The sequence below is a fragment of the Candidatus Binatia bacterium genome (assembly GCA_036493895.1).
Classification (GTDB): Bacteria; Desulfobacterota; Binatia; order UBA1149; family CAITLU01; genus DATNBU01.
Genome location: DASXOZ010000044.1, coordinates 1 through 16,925, shown reverse-complemented (window position 1 = coordinate 16,925; position 16,925 = coordinate 1). Strand labels below are relative to the sequence as shown.

General features: G+C 65.4%; 11 protein-coding genes. 9 read left to right on the top strand and 2 right to left on the bottom strand.

Features of this window, described 5'->3' with window-relative positions; translation table 11 throughout:
* The first annotated feature begins 219 nt into the window (after positions 1-219).
* The 7 genes from gltB (at position 220) to VGK20_10895 (ending at position 13,020) form a co-directional block, all read left to right on the top strand.
* Complete coding sequence (gene gltB / locus VGK20_10925) at positions 220-4,800, top strand: glutamate synthase large subunit (GenBank protein ID HEY2774546.1); 4,581 nt, start codon at positions 220-222, stop codon at positions 4,798-4,800.
* A 110-nt stretch (positions 4,801-4,910) separates the two neighbouring features.
* Positions 4,911-6,362 (top strand): glutamate synthase subunit beta, encoded by a 1,452-nt coding sequence (locus tag VGK20_10920; GenBank protein ID HEY2774545.1) that lies wholly within the window; start codon positions 4,911-4,913, stop codon positions 6,360-6,362.
* Position 6,363: 1 nt separating this feature from the next.
* Positions 6,364-7,272: a GNAT family N-acetyltransferase gene (locus VGK20_10915; protein ID HEY2774544.1), complete on the top strand. Its 909-nt coding sequence runs from the start codon at positions 6,364-6,366 to the stop codon at positions 7,270-7,272.
* 109 nt (positions 7,273-7,381) lie between these two features.
* Complete coding sequence (locus VGK20_10910; protein HEY2774543.1) at positions 7,382-8,575, top strand: hypothetical protein; 1,194 nt, start codon at positions 7,382-7,384, stop codon at positions 8,573-8,575.
* 224 nt (positions 8,576-8,799) lie between these two features.
* Positions 8,800-10,176 (top strand): alanine racemase, encoded by a 1,377-nt coding sequence (locus VGK20_10905; protein HEY2774542.1) that lies wholly within the window; start codon positions 8,800-8,802, stop codon positions 10,174-10,176.
* A gap of 229 nt (positions 10,177-10,405) precedes the next feature.
* Positions 10,406-11,146 carry a protein phosphatase 2C domain-containing protein gene (locus VGK20_10900; protein ID HEY2774541.1) on the top strand — a complete coding sequence of 247 codons (741 nt, stop codon included), beginning with the start codon at positions 10,406-10,408 and terminating at the stop codon, positions 11,144-11,146.
* 41 nt (positions 11,147-11,187) lie between these two features.
* The gene (locus tag VGK20_10895; protein ID HEY2774540.1) at positions 11,188-13,020 is read left to right on the top strand and encodes a protein kinase; all 1,833 of its coding nucleotides are present in this window, start codon (positions 11,188-11,190) and stop codon (positions 13,018-13,020) included.
* Between the two features lie 82 nt (positions 13,021-13,102).
* Here VGK20_10895 and VGK20_10890 read toward each other — a convergent pair whose 3' ends face one another.
* Together VGK20_10890 and VGK20_10885 are read right to left on the bottom strand one after the other, a co-directional pair.
* Positions 13,103-14,029: a hypothetical protein gene (locus VGK20_10890; GenBank protein HEY2774539.1), complete on the bottom strand. Its 927-nt coding sequence runs from the start codon at positions 14,027-14,029 to the stop codon at positions 13,103-13,105.
* A 137-nt stretch (positions 14,030-14,166) separates the two neighbouring features.
* Positions 14,167-15,438, bottom strand: a complete 1,272-nt coding sequence (locus tag VGK20_10885; protein HEY2774538.1) for a hypothetical protein — start codon at positions 15,436-15,438, stop codon at positions 14,167-14,169.
* Between the two features lie 48 nt (positions 15,439-15,486).
* Here VGK20_10885 and VGK20_10880 point away from each other — a divergent pair, with 48 nt between their 5' ends.
* Positions 15,487-15,978 carry a hypothetical protein gene (locus VGK20_10880; GenBank protein ID HEY2774537.1) on the top strand — a complete coding sequence of 164 codons (492 nt, stop codon included), beginning with the start codon at positions 15,487-15,489 and terminating at the stop codon, positions 15,976-15,978.
* Positions 15,979-16,008: 30 nt separating this feature from the next.
* Entirely contained in the window at positions 16,009-16,503 is a 495-nt protein-coding gene (locus VGK20_10875) for a hypothetical protein (protein ID HEY2774536.1), read from the top strand.
* Positions 16,504-16,925: the final 422 nt, after the last annotated feature.

Sequence of the window (16,925 nt, the reverse complement as noted above, 5' to 3'; positions counted from 1 at the left end):
GAGCCCATTTGCCGAATTTAGGCCAATTACACCGCCTGTGCAAACTTTTTCAGGCCCTGTCAAAGTCATAGTTGACATTTTTTTGCCGTGCGACTACAGAAACCGACCGCCCCGTGCCCAGGGTGGCCCTCTGGCCTGGGCACCCGGCACTGCGGCGGCCGCAACAGGACCCGTACCCGCTCGCGCAACGTGGAACGTTGGCTGAAGAGGACGACGACGATGAGAGAACCGACAAGCCAGCAGCCGACAAGCCAGGAAGGAAAGCCCGTCGGGCTGGGCTCCTCTGTCGTGGAGCGCGACGCCTGCGGCGTCGGCTTCGTCGCGAACATTCGTGGCGAAGCGAGCCACGCGATCATCGAAACCGGCATCGAGGTTCTCAAGCGACTCGAGCACCGCGGCGCGTGCGGCTGCGACTCGGAGACCGGCGACGGCGCCGGCGTCCTGATGCAGATCCCCGACCGTCTTCTTCGCGAGTGCACGGCCGAGCTCGGCTTCACGCTGCCGCCGGCCCACCGCTACGGCGTCGCGATGTGTTTCCTTCCGCCCGCGCCCAGGGAGCGCCAGGCCACGGTGCTCGCGATCGAGTCTGCGTGCCGCCGTGCGGGCTTGCGCCCGCTCGGATGGCGCGACGTGCCGGTGGTCATCGTCGATGCGGAAAGCGGCCAGCGCTACGTCGGCACCGTCGCCGACAGCAAGCGGCCGCACATCGCGCAACTCTTCGTCGCAGCCGAGCGCGACATGGAAGAGGAAGAGCTCGAGCGGCGACTCTACATCGCGCGGCGAGTCGCCGAGCACGCGATCGCTGCCGAGGGCGGCGACATCGCCTACCACGGCTACATCTGCAGCTTCTCGTGCCGCACCATCGTCTACAAGGGGATGCTCGTCTCCTCGCAGCTCGACGGCTTCTTCCCGGACCTTCGCGATCCGCGCTGCGAGAGTGCGCTGGCGCTCATCCACTCGCGCTTCAGCACCAACACGCTGCCGACGTGGCGCCTGGCGCACCCGTTCCGCTTCCTCGCGCACAACGGCGAGATCAACACCCTGCGCGGCAACATCAACTGGATGACTGCGCGCGAAAAGCTGTTTTCCTCGCCGGTCTACGCGGGCGACATGGCTGCGCTGCTGCCGGTGATCGCGCCCGGCCAGAGCGACTCGGCCTCGTTCGACAACGCGCTCGAGCTGCTGACGCGCACCGGCCGCTCGCTGTCCCACGCGATCACGATGATGATTCCCGAGGCCTGGGAGAAGCACGAGTCGATGCCGAAGGAGCGGCGCGCGTTCTACCAGTACCACTCGTCGCTCATGGAACCGTGGGACGGCCCTGCGTCCATCGCGTTCTCCGACGGCCGGCGCATCGGCGCCGTGCTCGACCGCAACGGCCTGCGTCCGTCGCGCTATCTCGTCACCAGGAGCGGGATGGTCGTGATGGCGTCCGAGACCGGCGTCGTCGACGTCGCGCCCGAGGACATTCTGATCAAGGACCGCCTGCAGCCGGGCCGCATCTTCTGCGTCGATCTCGACGAGAAGCGCATCGTCACCGACGACGAGCTCAAGCTGAAGATGTCGGCGCGCCAGCCGTACGGCGTGTGGCTCAAGGAACAGGGGGTCGACCTCGACGAGCAGCCGCCCGCCGAGAGCGTGGACTGGCACGTCGAAGGCGCCGAGCTCGAACGGCTGCAGAACCTGTTCGGGTACTCGCGAGAGGACCTGTCGGTGCTGTTGTCGCCGGTTGCGCTCAACGGGCAGGAGCCGGTGGGGTCGATGGGAACCGACACGCCGCTGGCGTGCCTGTCGGACCAGCCCCAGCTCGTCTTCAACTACTTCAAGCAGCTGTTCGCGCAGGTGACCAACCCGCCGATCGACCCGATCCGCGAAGAGCTGGTGATGTCGATCGAGACCGCGGTCGGTCGCCAGGGCAACATCTTCGAGGAGTCGCCGCAGCACTGCCGGCAGCTTCGCATGCCGCATCCGCTGCTGACCAACGAAGAGATGGCCAAGATCCGCGAGATCGACGCCAACGGCATCCGCAGCCGCACGATCGGGATCCTGTTCCCCGCCGGCAGCGGCAAGCAGGGCCTCGTCGCTGCGCTCGACCGCATCTGCGACGAAGCCTCGCGCGCCGTGACCGACGGCATCGAGATCCTCATCCTGTCGGATCGAGGCGTGACCGAAGAGCTGGATCCGGTTCCGTCCCTGCTGGCGGTCGGCGCCGTGCACCACCACCTGATCCGCACGGGCCAGCGCATGCTGACCGGCATCGTGCTCGAGTCGGCCGAGCCGCGCGAAGTCATGCACTTCGCGCTGCTCGCGGGCTTCGGGTGCAGTGCCGTCAATCCGTACCTCGCGATCGACACGCTGGTGGACATGTCGGAGGCCGGCAACCTGCACGGGCTCAAGGAAGAGGAAGCCGTCGAGCACTTCCGCAAGGCCATCGGCAAGGGCCTGCTCAAGACGATGTCCAAGATGGGAATCTCGACGCTGGCGAGCTACCGCGGAGCGCAGATCTTCGAAGCCATCGGTCTTTCCGACGAAGTGATCGAGCGCTGCTTTGCGTGGACTGCGTCGCGCATTCGCGGCGTCGGCTTCGACGTGCTCGCGCGCGAGGTCGAGATGCGCCACGAGCGCGCATGGCGCCAGGAAGTCGGCGACGATGCCGGCCTCGTTCCCGGCGGCCAGTACCAGTGGCGCCGGCGCGGCGAGTTCCACCTGTTCAACCCGGAGACGATCGCGCGCCTTCAGCACGCGGTGCGCTCGGGGCGCATCGAGAACTTCAAGGCCTACAGTCGCCTGGTCAACGAGCAGGACCGGCACCTGTGCACGCTGAGGAGCCTGCTCGAGTTCATTCCGGCCGACAAGCCTTTGTCACTGGACGAGGTCGAGCCTGCCTCCGAGATCGTCAAGCGATTCAAGACCGGCGCGATGAGCTTCGGCTCCATTTCGCGCGAGGCGCACACGACGCTTGCGATCGCGATGAACCGCATCGGCGGCAAGTCGAACACCGGCGAAGGCGGCGAAGAGCCGTGGCGTTACGAGCCGTTGCCGAACGGCGACAGCGCGCGCAGCGCGATCAAGCAGGTGGCCAGCGGTCGCTTCGGCGTGACCAGTGCCTACCTGACCAACGCGAGCGAGCTGCAGATCAAGATGGCGCAGGGCGCCAAGCCCGGCGAGGGCGGCCAGCTTCCCGGCCACAAGGTGGACGAAGTGATTGCGAAGACGAGGTTCTCGACGCCCGGCGTCGGGCTGATCTCGCCGCCGCCTCACCACGACATCTATTCGATCGAGGACCTGGCGCAGCTGATTCACGACCTGAAGAACGCGAACCCGAAGGCTCGCGTCAGCGTCAAGCTGGTTGCAGAAGTGGGCGTCGGCACGATCGCCGCGGGTGTCGCGAAGGCCAAGGCCGACGTCGTGCTGATCAGCGGTCACGACGGCGGCACCGGTGCGTCGCCGCTGAGCTCGATCAAGCACGCCGGCATCCCGTGGGAGCTCGGACTTGCCGAAACCCAGCAGGTGCTCGTCGAGAACGGCCTGCGAAGCCGGATCCGCATCGAGACCGACGGCCAGCTCAAGACCGGCCGCGACGTCGCGATCGCCGCCCTGCTCGGCGCCGACGAGTTCGGCTTTGCCACGGCAGCGCTGGTGTCGACCGGCTGCATCATGATGCGCAAGTGCCACCTGAACACCTGTCCGGTGGGCATCGCGACGCAGGATCCGGAGCTGCGCAAGCGTTTCACCGGCGAGCCCGAGCACGTGATCAATTTCATGTTCTTCATCGCCGAAGAGCTGCGCGAGATCATGGCGAAGACGGGCTTCCGCACGGTGCAGGAGATGACCGGGCACGTCGAGAAGCTGCGCATCCGCGACGGCATCACGCACTGGAAGGCCAAGGGCATCGATTTCTCGCCGATCCTGTTCAAGCCCGAAGTCGGGCCGGAGATCGGCATCAGCGGCACCGAGTCGCAGGACCACGGGCTCGAGAAGGCGCTCGACAACGAGCTGATCCGCCTTGCGGCTCCCGCGCTGGAGTCGAAGAAGCCCGTGCGCCTGGAGCTGCCGATCCGCAACACCAACCGAACGGTGTGCACGACGCTGTCGCACGAGATCACCAAGCGCTACGGCGAAGAAGGACTGCCGCCGTACACGGTGCAGATCGACTTCGAAGGCTCGGCGGGACAGAGCTTCGCGGCGTTCCTTGCGCGCGGCGTCTCGCTGACGGTAAAGGGCGACGCGAACGACTACTTCTGCAAGGGCATGTCGGGCGGCCAGGTCGTGATCCAGCCTCAGGACGGCGTCAAGTTCGCCGCCGAGGACAACATCGTGATCGGCAACGTCGCCCTGTACGGCGCCACCGGCGGCGAGGTGTTCATCCGCGGCCGCGCCGGCGAGCGTTTCGGCGTGCGCAACAGCGGAGCCACCGCCGTCGTCGAGGGCATCGGCGACCACGGCTGCGAGTACATGACGCGCGGGATCGTGCTGGTGCTCGGGTCTACCGGCCGCAACTTCGCGGCCGGCATGAGCGGCGGCATCGCGTACGTGCTCGACGAGGAAGGAACGTTCCGCTCGCTGTGCAACCTCGGCATGGTCGAGCTGACGCCGCTGGACGCCGAAGAAGACCGGCGCCGCGTGCACCAGCTGCTCGTGCGCCACGTGCAGTACACCAAGAGCGAAGTTGCGCAGCGCCTGCTCGATGAGTGGGACACGGCGCGGCGCGGTTTCGTCAAGGTGATGCCGACCGAATACCGCAAGGTGCTCGAGTCGATGAACCTGGATTCCGAGGCCCAGAAACTCGCGGCCGTCTAGGCGGCGGCGGCGGACCTTCGATCGAAGAGTCCGCCGCCGTGCGGACCACGCGATTGCGTTCGAAGTCGAAGCGAATCAGAAACCACCCAGCAGGAACCGGCAACCAAGTCATGGGCAAGATTACAGGCTTTCTGGAATATCCGCGCGAGCTGCCCCAGCGGCGCCCCGTGCACGAGCGCGTGCGCGACTGGAGGGAGTTCGAAGCCAAGCCCTCCGAGGACGTGCTCAAGACCCAGGGCGCGCGCTGCATGGATTGCGGCGTCCCGTTCTGTCACAACGGCTGTCCGCTCGGCAACATCATTCCCGACTGGAACGATCTCGTGTGGCGCGGTCGCTGGAAGGAAGCCATCGAGGCGCTGCACTCGACGAACAACTTCCCCGAGTTCACCGGCAGGATCTGCCCGGCTCCGTGCGAAGAAGCCTGCGTCCTCAACATCAATTCCGATCCTGTCGCGATCAAGCTGATCGAGAAGAACGTCATCGACCACGCATGGAAGGCCGGCTACGTGCGGCCCCAGCCCGCGCTCGTCGAAAGCGGCAGGAAGGTGGCGGTAGTCGGCTCGGGACCGGCCGGACTGGCTTGCGCCCAGCAGCTCGCGCGCGCCGGCCACGCCGTGACGCTGTTCGAGCGTTCCGACCGCATCGGCGGCCTGCTGCGCTACGGCATCCCCGACTTCAAGATGGAAAAGCACCTGATCGACCGTCGCATGGAGCAGATGGAGATCGAGGGCGTCACGTTCCGGCCGAGCGTCAACGTCGGCGTGGACATCACGGCGGACGAGCTTCGTCGCGAGTTCGATGCAGTGGTCCTTTCCGTCGGTGCGACGCAGCCTCGCGACCTGCCGGTGCCCGGGCGCGAGCTGGACGGCGTGCACTTCGCGATGGAGTTCCTGCCCCAGCAGAACAAGCGCGTGGCCGGCGACTCCGACGCAGCGGCCGGCACGCTGACGGCCACCGACAAGCACGTCGTCGTGATCGGCGGCGGCGACACCGGCTCCGACTGCATCGGCACGTCCAACCGCCACGGCGCCGCCAGCATCACGCAGCTCGAGATCATGCCGGAGCCGCCGGCCAGTCGCACGGCCGACATGCCGTGGCCGTACTGGCCGATGATCTTTCGCACGTCGAGCTCCCAGGAAGAGGGCGCCGCGCGGGATTTCGCGGTCAACACGCGCCGCTTCGTCAGCGAAGGCGGCAAAGTCAGGGCAATGGAGTGCGTGCGGGTCGAGTGGTTCACCGACACCGACGGCCGCAGGAAGATGCGCGACATCCCCGGCTCCGAATTCGAGATTCCGGCCGACCTCGTGCTGATCGCGATGGGTTTTCTCGGTCCCGAAAAGAACGCGCTGGTCGAAGGCCTCGGTGTCTCGATCGACGAGCGCGGCAACGTCAAGACCGCGGACTGGAAGACGACCGTGGACGGCGTCTTCTCGTGCGGCGACGCGCGCCGCGGCCAGTCGCTCGTCGTCTGGGCAATCTGGGAAGGACGCGAGTGCGCACGCGCGGTCGACGAATTCCTCACCGGGCAAAGCAAGCTGCCGTCGACGCCGCAGTTGCTGTGAGATGGCACGAGCGCTAGCGCCCTCCGGCGCGACCCTCGACGGGGAAGGGCTCGCGCGCTTCTACCGCCATTCGGGCGTTCGCGTCGCGAAGAGCGAAAGCTCGTGGTGGTACCAGGCCGCACCGCGCTTTTTACTCGCGATTCCGACGCACCGTCCGCTCTCGCTTGCGCCGCAGGAAGCCTCCGCGCTGATCCGACGCGAGAAGCTCGCAGGGCTCCGCTACATGGCCACCGACAGCGACGGTGGGCGCGACAGCTACCAGATCGTCTGCGACATGGCCGACTACAGCATCGAAAAGCTGTCGGCCAACACGCGAAGCCGGGTGCGCCGCGGACTTTCGCGCAACGAGATCCGCAGGATCAGCGGCCGCGAGCTGATCTCCATTGCCGGATCCGCGTTCGTCGAGACGATGCAGCGGCAGAACCGCGCATCGGCCGCCGCAGTCGAGGCGTGGAAGCGCATGCTCGCGGCCGCCGACGAGGAGCCGGCAGTCGAGATCTGGACGGCATGGCACGAGGGAGCCTTCGCCAGCTATCTCGTTACCGTGCGGATCGACGACACCTGCGAATTTTTCCAGGCCCGATCGTCCAATTCGATGTTGAAGCACTATCCGAACAATGCGCTGATCCATACACTGACCGAGGAGATGCTGGTGAAGCGGGGCGTGCGAGAAGTGACGTTCGGGATCGAGTCGCCCGAGCCCCTCGACGAGCTGGACACGTTCAAGCTGCAAATGGGGTTTCGCAAGAAGCCGGTGCGCCAGCGCGTCGTGTTTCATCCGGCGCTGCGTCTTGCGCTGGCCGTTGCGCCGCTGCGGCGCCTGCTCGTCGCTGCGGGGAGCAGGCCGGCGGCAGACGTCCGTCTGCGAAAAGCCGCGGGCATCCTCAAATTCGCAGGGAACGAGTGGTGAGACTGCAACTCCCGGCGCGCGATGCCGGCGCCAACGTGCGCAATCCGAACCGCAGCGGCGCCCAGGCGAACGAAAACCGCGAAACGCTCGAAATCAGCCGGAAATCCGCGTGAAAACCCGCCCCGTCGCCGTCGTTTTTCCCGACAACCTCGGGGCGCTCGCCGCCGCGCGCGAGCTCGGCTCGGCCGGCATTCCCGTCGTCGTTGCCGGGCCGGCCGAAGGCCCCGCCGCGCGCTCGCGCTTCGCGACGTACCTGAAAACTCCCGATCTCTACGAGAACACTGCGCGCTGGGCCGAAGCGATGGTCGCGTGGGGCAAAACGCAGAAGCCGAAGCCGGTGCTGTTCGCGAGCGAAGATGCCGCGCTGCTCGCATCCGAGAAGCACCACGAACAGCTGACCGAGCACTTCGCGAAACCTCATCCCGCGCCGGGCGTCATTCTTGACGTCGTCGACAAGCGCCGGCTCTATGAAGCGGCCGAGCGCGTCGGCGTCGGCGTGCCCGGCTCGCGCGAGATTACGGATGCCTCGCAGGTCGACGGGCTCAAGCCGAGCGGCTGGCTCGTCAAACCTTCGGTCCGCTACCGTCTGCACGACAACGGAGGCATCTATACGTTCCTCCAGGCCACCGGCGCCACCAAGGCCATTGGAGGCGATCCGGCCAAGGCCGCGCGCGAAGTGCTGGCCGCGGGTTTCCCCGCCATCCTGCAGGAAGCCGTCCCCGGCCCTTTCGAAAATCTCGTGACGATCGCCGTCTCGCTCAGTCGCGACGGGCGCGTGCTCGACTGGTTCGCCGCGTGCAAGCAGTACGAGTATCCGGAACCCTTCGGCGACGGGCTGATCGTCCGGACGATCAAGGACCCGGGCCTGCTCGAGCCCACCGTCAGGCTGCTTCGCGAGATCGGCTATTGGGGAATCTGCGACGTCGAGTTCAAGCGCGACGCCCGCACCGGCCAGTACAAGATCCTGGATGCGAACCCCCGGACCTGGCTGTGGCTGAACCTCGGGACCCGCAGCGGCCACCGCCTGCTGCTGGCCGCCTATGGCGAGGCCACGGGGGTCGAGGTCCGGTGCCCCCGGCAGGCCCTGCGGGACCGCCGGTGGGTGTCGCCGCGCGGAACAATGGCTTTTTTGACGCGGTGTTACAGGCCCGGGCGCCATGGAATCGCCCTGCCCCCGCGCTTGATGATCGGTGCCGTCTCCACCATGATAGCCAACTGGTGGACCTTCCGGGACCCCCTCTATCTGCGACCGTCGCAGTGGCCGGAACTCGTGCGGGCGAGTAAACGGCTTATCGGCGGATGAGGAACACCTCAGTTCGGGCAGATCGAGCGGAGCTCCGGCGTCCGACTGATCCTGAGGGGGAGAACCCACTGTCACCGGGAGACGTTCTCGATCGCTGGCGCTTGCGCCGCTTCGGGATGTCGGCGCCGCGACAGCAAGGGACCTCGCAGTTTCGGCCAGCAGAGCTGTAGCGAAGGCTCGTCCACCGCGCAGATATTTTTCACCGATCGAGGAGAGCTACGGGAATGACGGCGCAGAAAAACGCGGACCACTTTGTCTGGGAGCCATCGGGCAAGGCTTCGATCGACGGCTACGACCTGGCAGAGCTGGCAAAGAAGTATCCGACGCCCTTCTACCTGATCTCGCAGGGACAGCTTCGCGACAACTACCGGCGCCTGCGCCAGGCGTTCTCGAGCGTCGAAGGCCTGGAGACCTACTATTCGGTCAAGTCGAACTTCGAGAGCATCGTCCTTCGCACCCTGGCCGAAGAGGGCTGCGGCGCCGAGATTTCCGGCGCCCTGGACATGGAGTTGGCGCGCCGCGCCGGCATGAACCCGGCCAAAGTCGTCTTCGACGGACCGGTCAAGCCCGAAGCTGATCTTCGCGCGGCCATCGAATGGGGCGTGCGCTTCATCAACATCGAGTCGATGTCCGAGGCCAGGCTCATCAGCCGCATTGCGACCGAGACCGGCCGCAAGGTGCGCGTCGGTCTTCGCATCGATCCCGTGCTGTCCAAGCCGTACTACGACAAGGTCATCTCGACGTACAAGGAAAAATTCGGACTGCCGATCACGCAAGCCGAAGAGGCCGTCGCCGAGATCGCCAAGCTGCCGGGGCTCGATTTCCGCTGCATCATGACCCACATCGGGTCGCAGATTTTCACGCCGGGCCGCTACCTGACGACCCTCGAGAAGATCTTCGACCTCGTCGGGCGCCTCGAAAAACGTGAAATCCACATCGAGGAGATCAACATCGGCGGAGGCTACCCTGCGCAGAGCATGCGCAACCTTCGCATGTCGCGCCGCTTCGTGTTCGCGCAGGTCATGGAGCGTTTCGGTCGCATCGAGAAGCAGACGTCGTCGATCGACGACTTCGGCGCGGCGATCTCCGGAAAGTACCACGAGCTCGTCAAGCGCACCGGCCTCAGCCCGCGCCTGGCGCTGGAGCCGGGCCGCTGCATCTGCGCGAACGCGCAGACGGTGGTCGGCAACATCCGGATCGTCAAGAACGACTGGGTGTTCACCGACATCTCGATCAACGACGTGCCGGAAAACCTGTTCTTCTCCGAGTGGCGCATCGTGGTGCCCGGCGAGAAGCCGGGGACCAAGGGCAAGGCGTACAACGTCGCCGGCCCGACGCTCGCAACTCAGGACGTGCTGTACTTCAAACGCGAAGTGCCGGGAGCCTCCGAGGGGCGCGCCGTGTGCATCCTCGACGCCGGCGCCTACTCGATCGCGCGAGCGAATCAGTTCACGCGACCGCGCAGTGCGGTGTACGCGATCAACCTCGATGGAGAAATCGAAGTCGTGCGCCGTCCCGAAACCGTCGAGGAAGTGCTCGTGAGCCAGGTCTGGCCGGACCAGCAGCCGGTTCGGGCGGGGAAGAAGGCGTCGGCGGCCTGAGGGCCGCGATACGCCGGCGCCGGCGACGACCCGATCCTTTTTTCGTGTAACGCGGCGCATCGACCGCAGTCGGCAATGCAACGGGCGCTCGAGCGTAGCAGGTGCGAGCGACACCACGCTCGAGGTGTGGCCCACGTCTCACTCCCCCGTGCCGAAAACCGCCGCAGCGTAGGCATTGCCAGAACGCTGCAAGTACCGCATAAGGCGAGCTCCTTTCCGGAACCGTCGAATGATCTCCTTCCATGGTCGCAGCGACGTCGGTCGCATCCGCAGCCAGAACGAGGACTCTATTCTCGTGCTCGAAGACCTGTTCGCCGTCTGCGACGGAATGGGCGGTCACAAGGCCGGTGAGGTCGCATCGCGCATGGCGGTCGCTACCCTGCTGCAGTTCTACGGCAACGGTGACCGGGCCAAGCAGACGCCGGGAGATTCCCCGGCAAGCGCCGAGCATCTGGTTGCAGCCATCCGGGAAGCAAACAGGGAAATCCGGCAAATGGCTGCTGCGTCAGAGGACTGCTTCGGCATGGGAACGACTGTCGCCCTGGCGCTCGTCCACCCGCAGAACCCGCGGGTGACGTATGCATGCGTCGGGGACAGTCGCATCTACCTGATCCGCAATGGTGTGATCGCGCAGCTCAGCCGCGACGATTCCTGGATCAACGCAGCGTTCGGCGCGGGCGAGACCCCGGACGAGGCTGCCCTCACCTCGATGCAGCACGTGCTGGTCAAGGCGCTCGGCACCCACGACGTGCTGGACTTCGAGGTCAAGACCCACGACCTCCAGGACGGCGACAAGCTCCTTCTGTGCTCGGACGGCCTCACCAGCATGGTTCCCGATTCCGAGATTCTTCGCATCGTCGCCGATGGGAACGCCGATCTCGAGTCGACGACGGCAGACCTCATCGGGGCCGCGAACAAGGCGGGCGGGCGTGATAACATCAGCGCCGTCCTCATCCACTACCGTGAATAGCTACATCGTGAGCTGCCGGCCGGCGCCGATGCCCCAGAACCATGGCTGAGAAGATCGGCAAGTACGAGATCGCCGAGCAGATCGGCCGCGGCGGCATGGGCTGGGTCTACAAGGCCTGGGATCCCTTTGGCAAGAGGTTCGTCGCCATCAAGGTCATCTCGCCCGATGGCGAGGTCAACGATGAGATGCGCGCGCGCTTTCGGACGGAGATCGAAGCGGGCTGCAAGCTCGAGCACCCGAACATCGTGCGCATCTACGAGGTCGGCCAGGAGGGCGAGCGCGTCTACATCGTGATGGAGCTTCTGGAGGGCCAGGAGCTCAAGGGCCTCATCTCGCAGCGCGTCGAGCTCGATCTGGAGGATCACCTCTCGGTGATGGTGCAGCTGTGCGGGGGGCTGTTTTATGCGCACAACAAGGGCATCATCCATCGGGACATCAAGCCCGGCAATGTCATCGTCGAGAAGGACGGGAATACCCCCAAGCTGATCGATTTCGGCATCGCCAAGATGGCGCAGTCCTCGTCGGCAACGCGCACCGGCTTCCTGATGGGCACGCCGAAGTACATGTCGCCCGAGCAGTGCCGCGGCCAGACGAGCGCGCTCTCGGACCAGTACTCGCTCGCCGTCATCTTCTACGAGATGCTCGCGTTCCGCCCCCCGTTCGTCGAAGACGACCTGATCCCGCTGCTGCACCAGATCAGCTTCGAGAGACCCCCTGCTCTTCTCTCGCTCAACCCTGCGGTGCCCGAAGCTCTGGCGCAGATCATCGAGAAGGCGATGAGCAAGAATCCGGCCGAGCGTTACCAGGATCTTGGCTGGATGAAAGGAGAACTCGAAGACCTGCAGCTTCGTGTCCGATACGAAGCCAACCAGCTTCGCGACAAGCTCAAGCCGCTGACCAGGGAGCTGAACGAGCTCGAATCGGCATTCGCTCGCCGCATCGGGACGAATTCGTCCCAGGCAGCGAGTCTGACGCCGCGCTCGGTGCGCCTGGAAACCCTGCGTAAGCTCGACGACGAAATCGTCGAAAAGCTCGCGCACCTGCGCCAGCAGCTCAAGCGCGCCGATGCGCTCGAGCCGCAGGTGCATGCCGCCGAAGCGATGCTGCGCGACGGACGCACCGCCGAGGTGATCGCGGCATGCAACGCCGTGCTCGAGCAGGTTCCCGAGCATCTTCTCGTTCAGGGCCTTCTGAAGCGCGCCAAGGACATCGAGCAGACCCGGCGCAAGCAGCAACTCGCGCGGGACCTCATCGACGACGCACGCGCGGCGCTGGACGAAGGCGACGCTCCGCTATGCCTGAGCATCCTCGAGCAGGCAGAAGAGATTCCTCCCCCGGAGGATCTTCGTTCCCTCGTCAACGCGCTTCGAGCCACCGCCAGCGAGCGCATCAAGTCTGCCATCGAGCAGGAGAAGCGGGCAGCCGCAGCTCGCGAAGCCGAAAAGCAGCGACTGGACGAGGAGGCTCGCGAGGCTGAACGCAAGCGCTTCGAGGCGGAAGCCCGGGAGATCGCGCTACGTCAGCGGGCGCAACAGGACGAGCGCGATGCCGACCAGCGCAGGCGAGAGGCGGATGCAGCCGAGCGCGCGAAGGATGCGGGCCGCCAGCCGGGACCCAGCACAGCCGTTGGTTCGAATGACAAGACCGTCGTGCAGCCGGCCACGATCCGCAGTGAAGTGGAGACGCGTCCCAGGCCCACCGGTCCTGCACCGCTTACGATCGCAATCATCGCTGCCGCCGCGCTAGTGGTTGGAGTAATGGCAGTCCTGGTTATGCGAGTTGCCTCGCGCAACTCCACTGTCGAGGCGACGAAAGAGACGCAGAAGATCGACGCCGCGGCCTCTGCGCAGGCCAACGCCGACGCCGCACGCTGAGGTGCTGCGGAAGGCGAGTTGCGCGCGCGACGAGAATGGTGCCCGCGCCGGCGCGCAGGCGGCTTCTCCTCGTCGCCGCCGGTCAGTGCTTCGGCTTCGCGTGCCCCTTCGGGGCAGATGCAGTCTCCTGCTTCTTCAGGGCGTCGTCGTCGTGCTTGAAGCCCTGGATTTTCGTGCGCTCCTTGTAGTACACGTCCGTGGGCTTGATGCTGATTGCCGTGGCCAGCTCGCGATCCGCGCCCGTGAAATCCGTGCCGCTGTAACCGAGGGCGATCCCGTAATTGTAATGGCAGCGCGCCTTGAGTTCGGCCTTCGCGTCCGGTGACGAGTCGACCTGGGTGGCGGCGTCCCGGAAGACCTGGATCGCGTTGTTCCAATCTCCGTGCTTCGCATATTCGACGCCGCGCTCGAGGCCGGGCGCACCGGAATCCGTGTACAGCTCGACCTGGACCGGAACGCTGTACGGCGCGATCGACCGCATGAAATCGGCGATCATCTGCCCCTCGAGATCAGAGAACACGCTGTTGACGTCCCAATCCGGGTCCGGGTACTGGGTGTTATCCTGCGTGTTGACCGAATGGTTCTTGACCTTGTCCGCACTCAGCGCCTTGCTTGCGACGAGGCTTTTCGACCGCGTGTCTTTCAGTCGGATCGATGCCTTGGTGCTCCAGTTTCCGATGACCTTCTGGGCGTAACAGTCGTAGGTCTGCTTGCCGTCGAAGCAGGTTCCCGCCTTGCTGTCATTGGTCTGGTTGTAGGAGTGGTCGCTCATCTCACCGGTCAGGATCGCATCGCTGGCGCCACTGTCGACCACCTTGAACTTGCCGGAGTTGAGAATCGCGCGCGCCAGGCTTTCCGTGAATGACCCGTTGTCCCCTTCCACCGCGGTGACGAGGATCGAGTGATAGCGGCCCATGTCCACTTCGGCCGGACGCATTTTCTGCACGGTCATCGTGGTCGTCGAGCATCCCGAGATCACCAGCAACGCGACCGTAAGCCATCGATTCATTCTCATGGTCCCTCCTTCCCCGAGGGGCAGCGAACTATCCGGGCTGCGCTACCGTAGCGCGCCGTTTTTGAACCTCGACGCCGGCAACCCTCGCGAGCGGCGAACTGCCGCTCGCGAGGGTCCCGCGGCGCATGTTGCTACTGCTGAGCAGCTGCCTGCTGGACGTCCTTGTCGACCGAGTCGCCTTCGTCATGGACGTTGTTCACTTCGGCCGTCGCGTCCGTATCGGCCGGCGGCGGCGCGACTTCGCCCTGTACGGTGGCTGTATCCGGCGCCGGCGGCAGGCCCTTGCCGCCGGCGGCCAGCGTCTTCAGACCACCGTCGAGCTGCTCGCGGAAGTGATTGTGCATCTCCTGCAGGTCGGCGACCTGCACACGCGGCTTGGACGAAACCGCGCAATCGTTGCCCTTGCTCGCGGTGACCTTCATGCCGAGTGTGTTGTCGGGATCGGCATCGTCGTCGATGCGGTAGAGAACATCGCCGGCCGTCAGGTCGCACTCGTTGCCATCGGCCGTAGAGACCGTCAGCGTGTCCGAGACGACGAAAACCTGCAGCGTCGGATCGAGCACAGGAGGCTTGTCCGAGGATCCCCACGCCACGCCGCCGCCGTCCGGCTGCGTCGCAGCGGCCTGAGTCTTCTTGATCTCGGCCGCGACCTCGTCGGCGATCATCTGCTTGACTTCGGGCGAGAGCGCGACCGGAGCCGGAGCAGCTTTGGGCTTCGGCGCTGCCGCAGCCTGCCCATTATTTCCCTGATCTCCCGCGTACTGGTCGTTGCTGCCCTGCTGCGCGTATTGATCGCCACCGCCCTGATCTGCGTAACCACCCTGATCTGCGGATCCGCCCTGATCGGCGTACCCCGCATCGACAGGCGCCGCGGCTGCCGCGGCCTGCGCCGCGTAAGCAGCCTGCAGGCTTTGCGCCAGCAGGTAGTCGGTCAGCCACAGCGATGCGGTCGGATAGACCGGTGCAGGCGTGAAATAGCCGCCGTAGTAACCGTACCAGGGATCCTGCCACCCCCACGTGTACTGGACGGGTACGGCCCACGGGTCGGCAGCCCACTCATAGTACGCCGGACGGTAGTAGTAGGTCGGCGCGTAAACGTAGTACGGATCGCCGTTCCAGACCGCCGTGCGGTAGGCATAGACGTTGGTGACGTTTTCGGAAACGTACGTGCGCTGCACGTACTTCACATTCTCGTGGTACTTGTTGTTGACCGAGTAGCTGCGCTCGGTAAATCCGCGACCACGCCCGGTGCTGACGATACGCTGGTTGTCGGCTCCGCGCTTTTCGACGGTGCGGTCGCCGCGGCGAAGACCATTGCGGACCTGGAGCTGATCTCCCTTGGAGTCTTTCGTCTGGATGGCCCTGGTACGGCCGCGATTGTCGACCTGCACCTTGGATTGCATCCCGTTTTTCATCGCGACCTGGCGTTCGGTGCGTTGGGGCTTCTGAGCATGTCCGGCGGCCTCGGCGCCATGGCCCGGCTGATTGTCGCGGCCATGACCCGCAGCCGCATTGTCGTGGCCGTGACCGGGAGTGTTGTCATTGCCGCGGCCGTGATCGTTTTCACGGTCATGTCCGGCGGCTTCGTTGCCATGGCCCGGCTGATTGTCGCGGCCATGACCCGCAGCCTCATTGTCGTGGCCGTGACCGGGAGTGTTGTCACTGCCGCGGCCGTGATCGTTTTCACGGTCACGTCCGGCGGCTTCGTTGCCATGGCCCGGCTGATTGTCGTGACCATGTCCGGCCGCCTCGTTGCGTCCCGCCGGCTCGTTGGCATGGGCCGCCTGATTGTCATGGCCATGGCCGGCGGCCTCAGCGCCATGCCCCGGCTGATTGTCTTGCCCGTGCCCCGTCTTGTTCCCCTGATGTCCCGACTCAGCCTCCTGCGGAGACTTGAAACCGCCGTGGGCACCTTCCCCCGCGCTGTTCCCCTGATGTCGTGACTGAGCCTGCTGCGGGGACTGGAAGCCGCCGTGGCCACCTTGTCCCGCGTTGTTCCCCTGATGTCCGGACTGCGCCTGTTGCGGGGACTGGAAGCCGCCGTGGCCACCTTGTCCCGCGTTGTTCCCCTGATGTCCCGACTGAGCCTGCTGCGGGGTCTGGAAGTGGAAACCACCGCCCTGCTGCCCTTGCTGTTGGCCGCCGTGGTTCGTCGACGGCGACTGGAAGTTTCCGTGCTGTTGCTGCTGTGGCTGTTGGAAGTTGCTGCGCTGCTGCTGGGGCTGATTGTTGTGCTGTTGCGGCTGCTGGACGTTGTTGTGCTGCGGCTGCTGGGGCGGGGGTTGTTGCTGCTGCTGGTGCCCTCCTCCGCCGCCGCCGCCGCCGTTGTTCTTATCGTTGTGGCCCGCGCGGGCGCTGGCCGGAGCCAGCAGGACCAAAGTCGCCACAGCAAGGAGGCGCGCAACCTCCGCTTTCGACCACGAACCGGATGCAGGACGAGACATCGAAGCCTCCTGGAAAATTGCTGAGTCGTCGCAAAAAAATCGTACGGGCTGCGGGAACCCTGCGTAGGATTACGCGGCCCCGCAGCAACTAAAGCAGTGAGATCAGTCCGTTGTGCGCATGGACGAAGACGCGCCGGCCGATTTCGGGTGGCACCCTGCTGGCCCGTCATTTGTACCCTGGCCAGGACTAAATCCAGTCGCAAAAGTGACGTGGGGCACAATTTTTGGAAAATCCCGGGCAAAGCCTGTTGACCGGCCAGTTCTGTCCGCTGATCACAGGGGGCCTTCGGTCAGATTCGGCGAACTTTTATACTGGTCACACGGCCCGAACCGACGCAGAACCACCGAGAACCAGAGCGCATGCAGCGCCGTCGGACCGAACGCCTGCCGCCGATTTGGAAGTCACCCACAGGAAACGGAGTAAGCCGACGTGAGCAACACAGTTC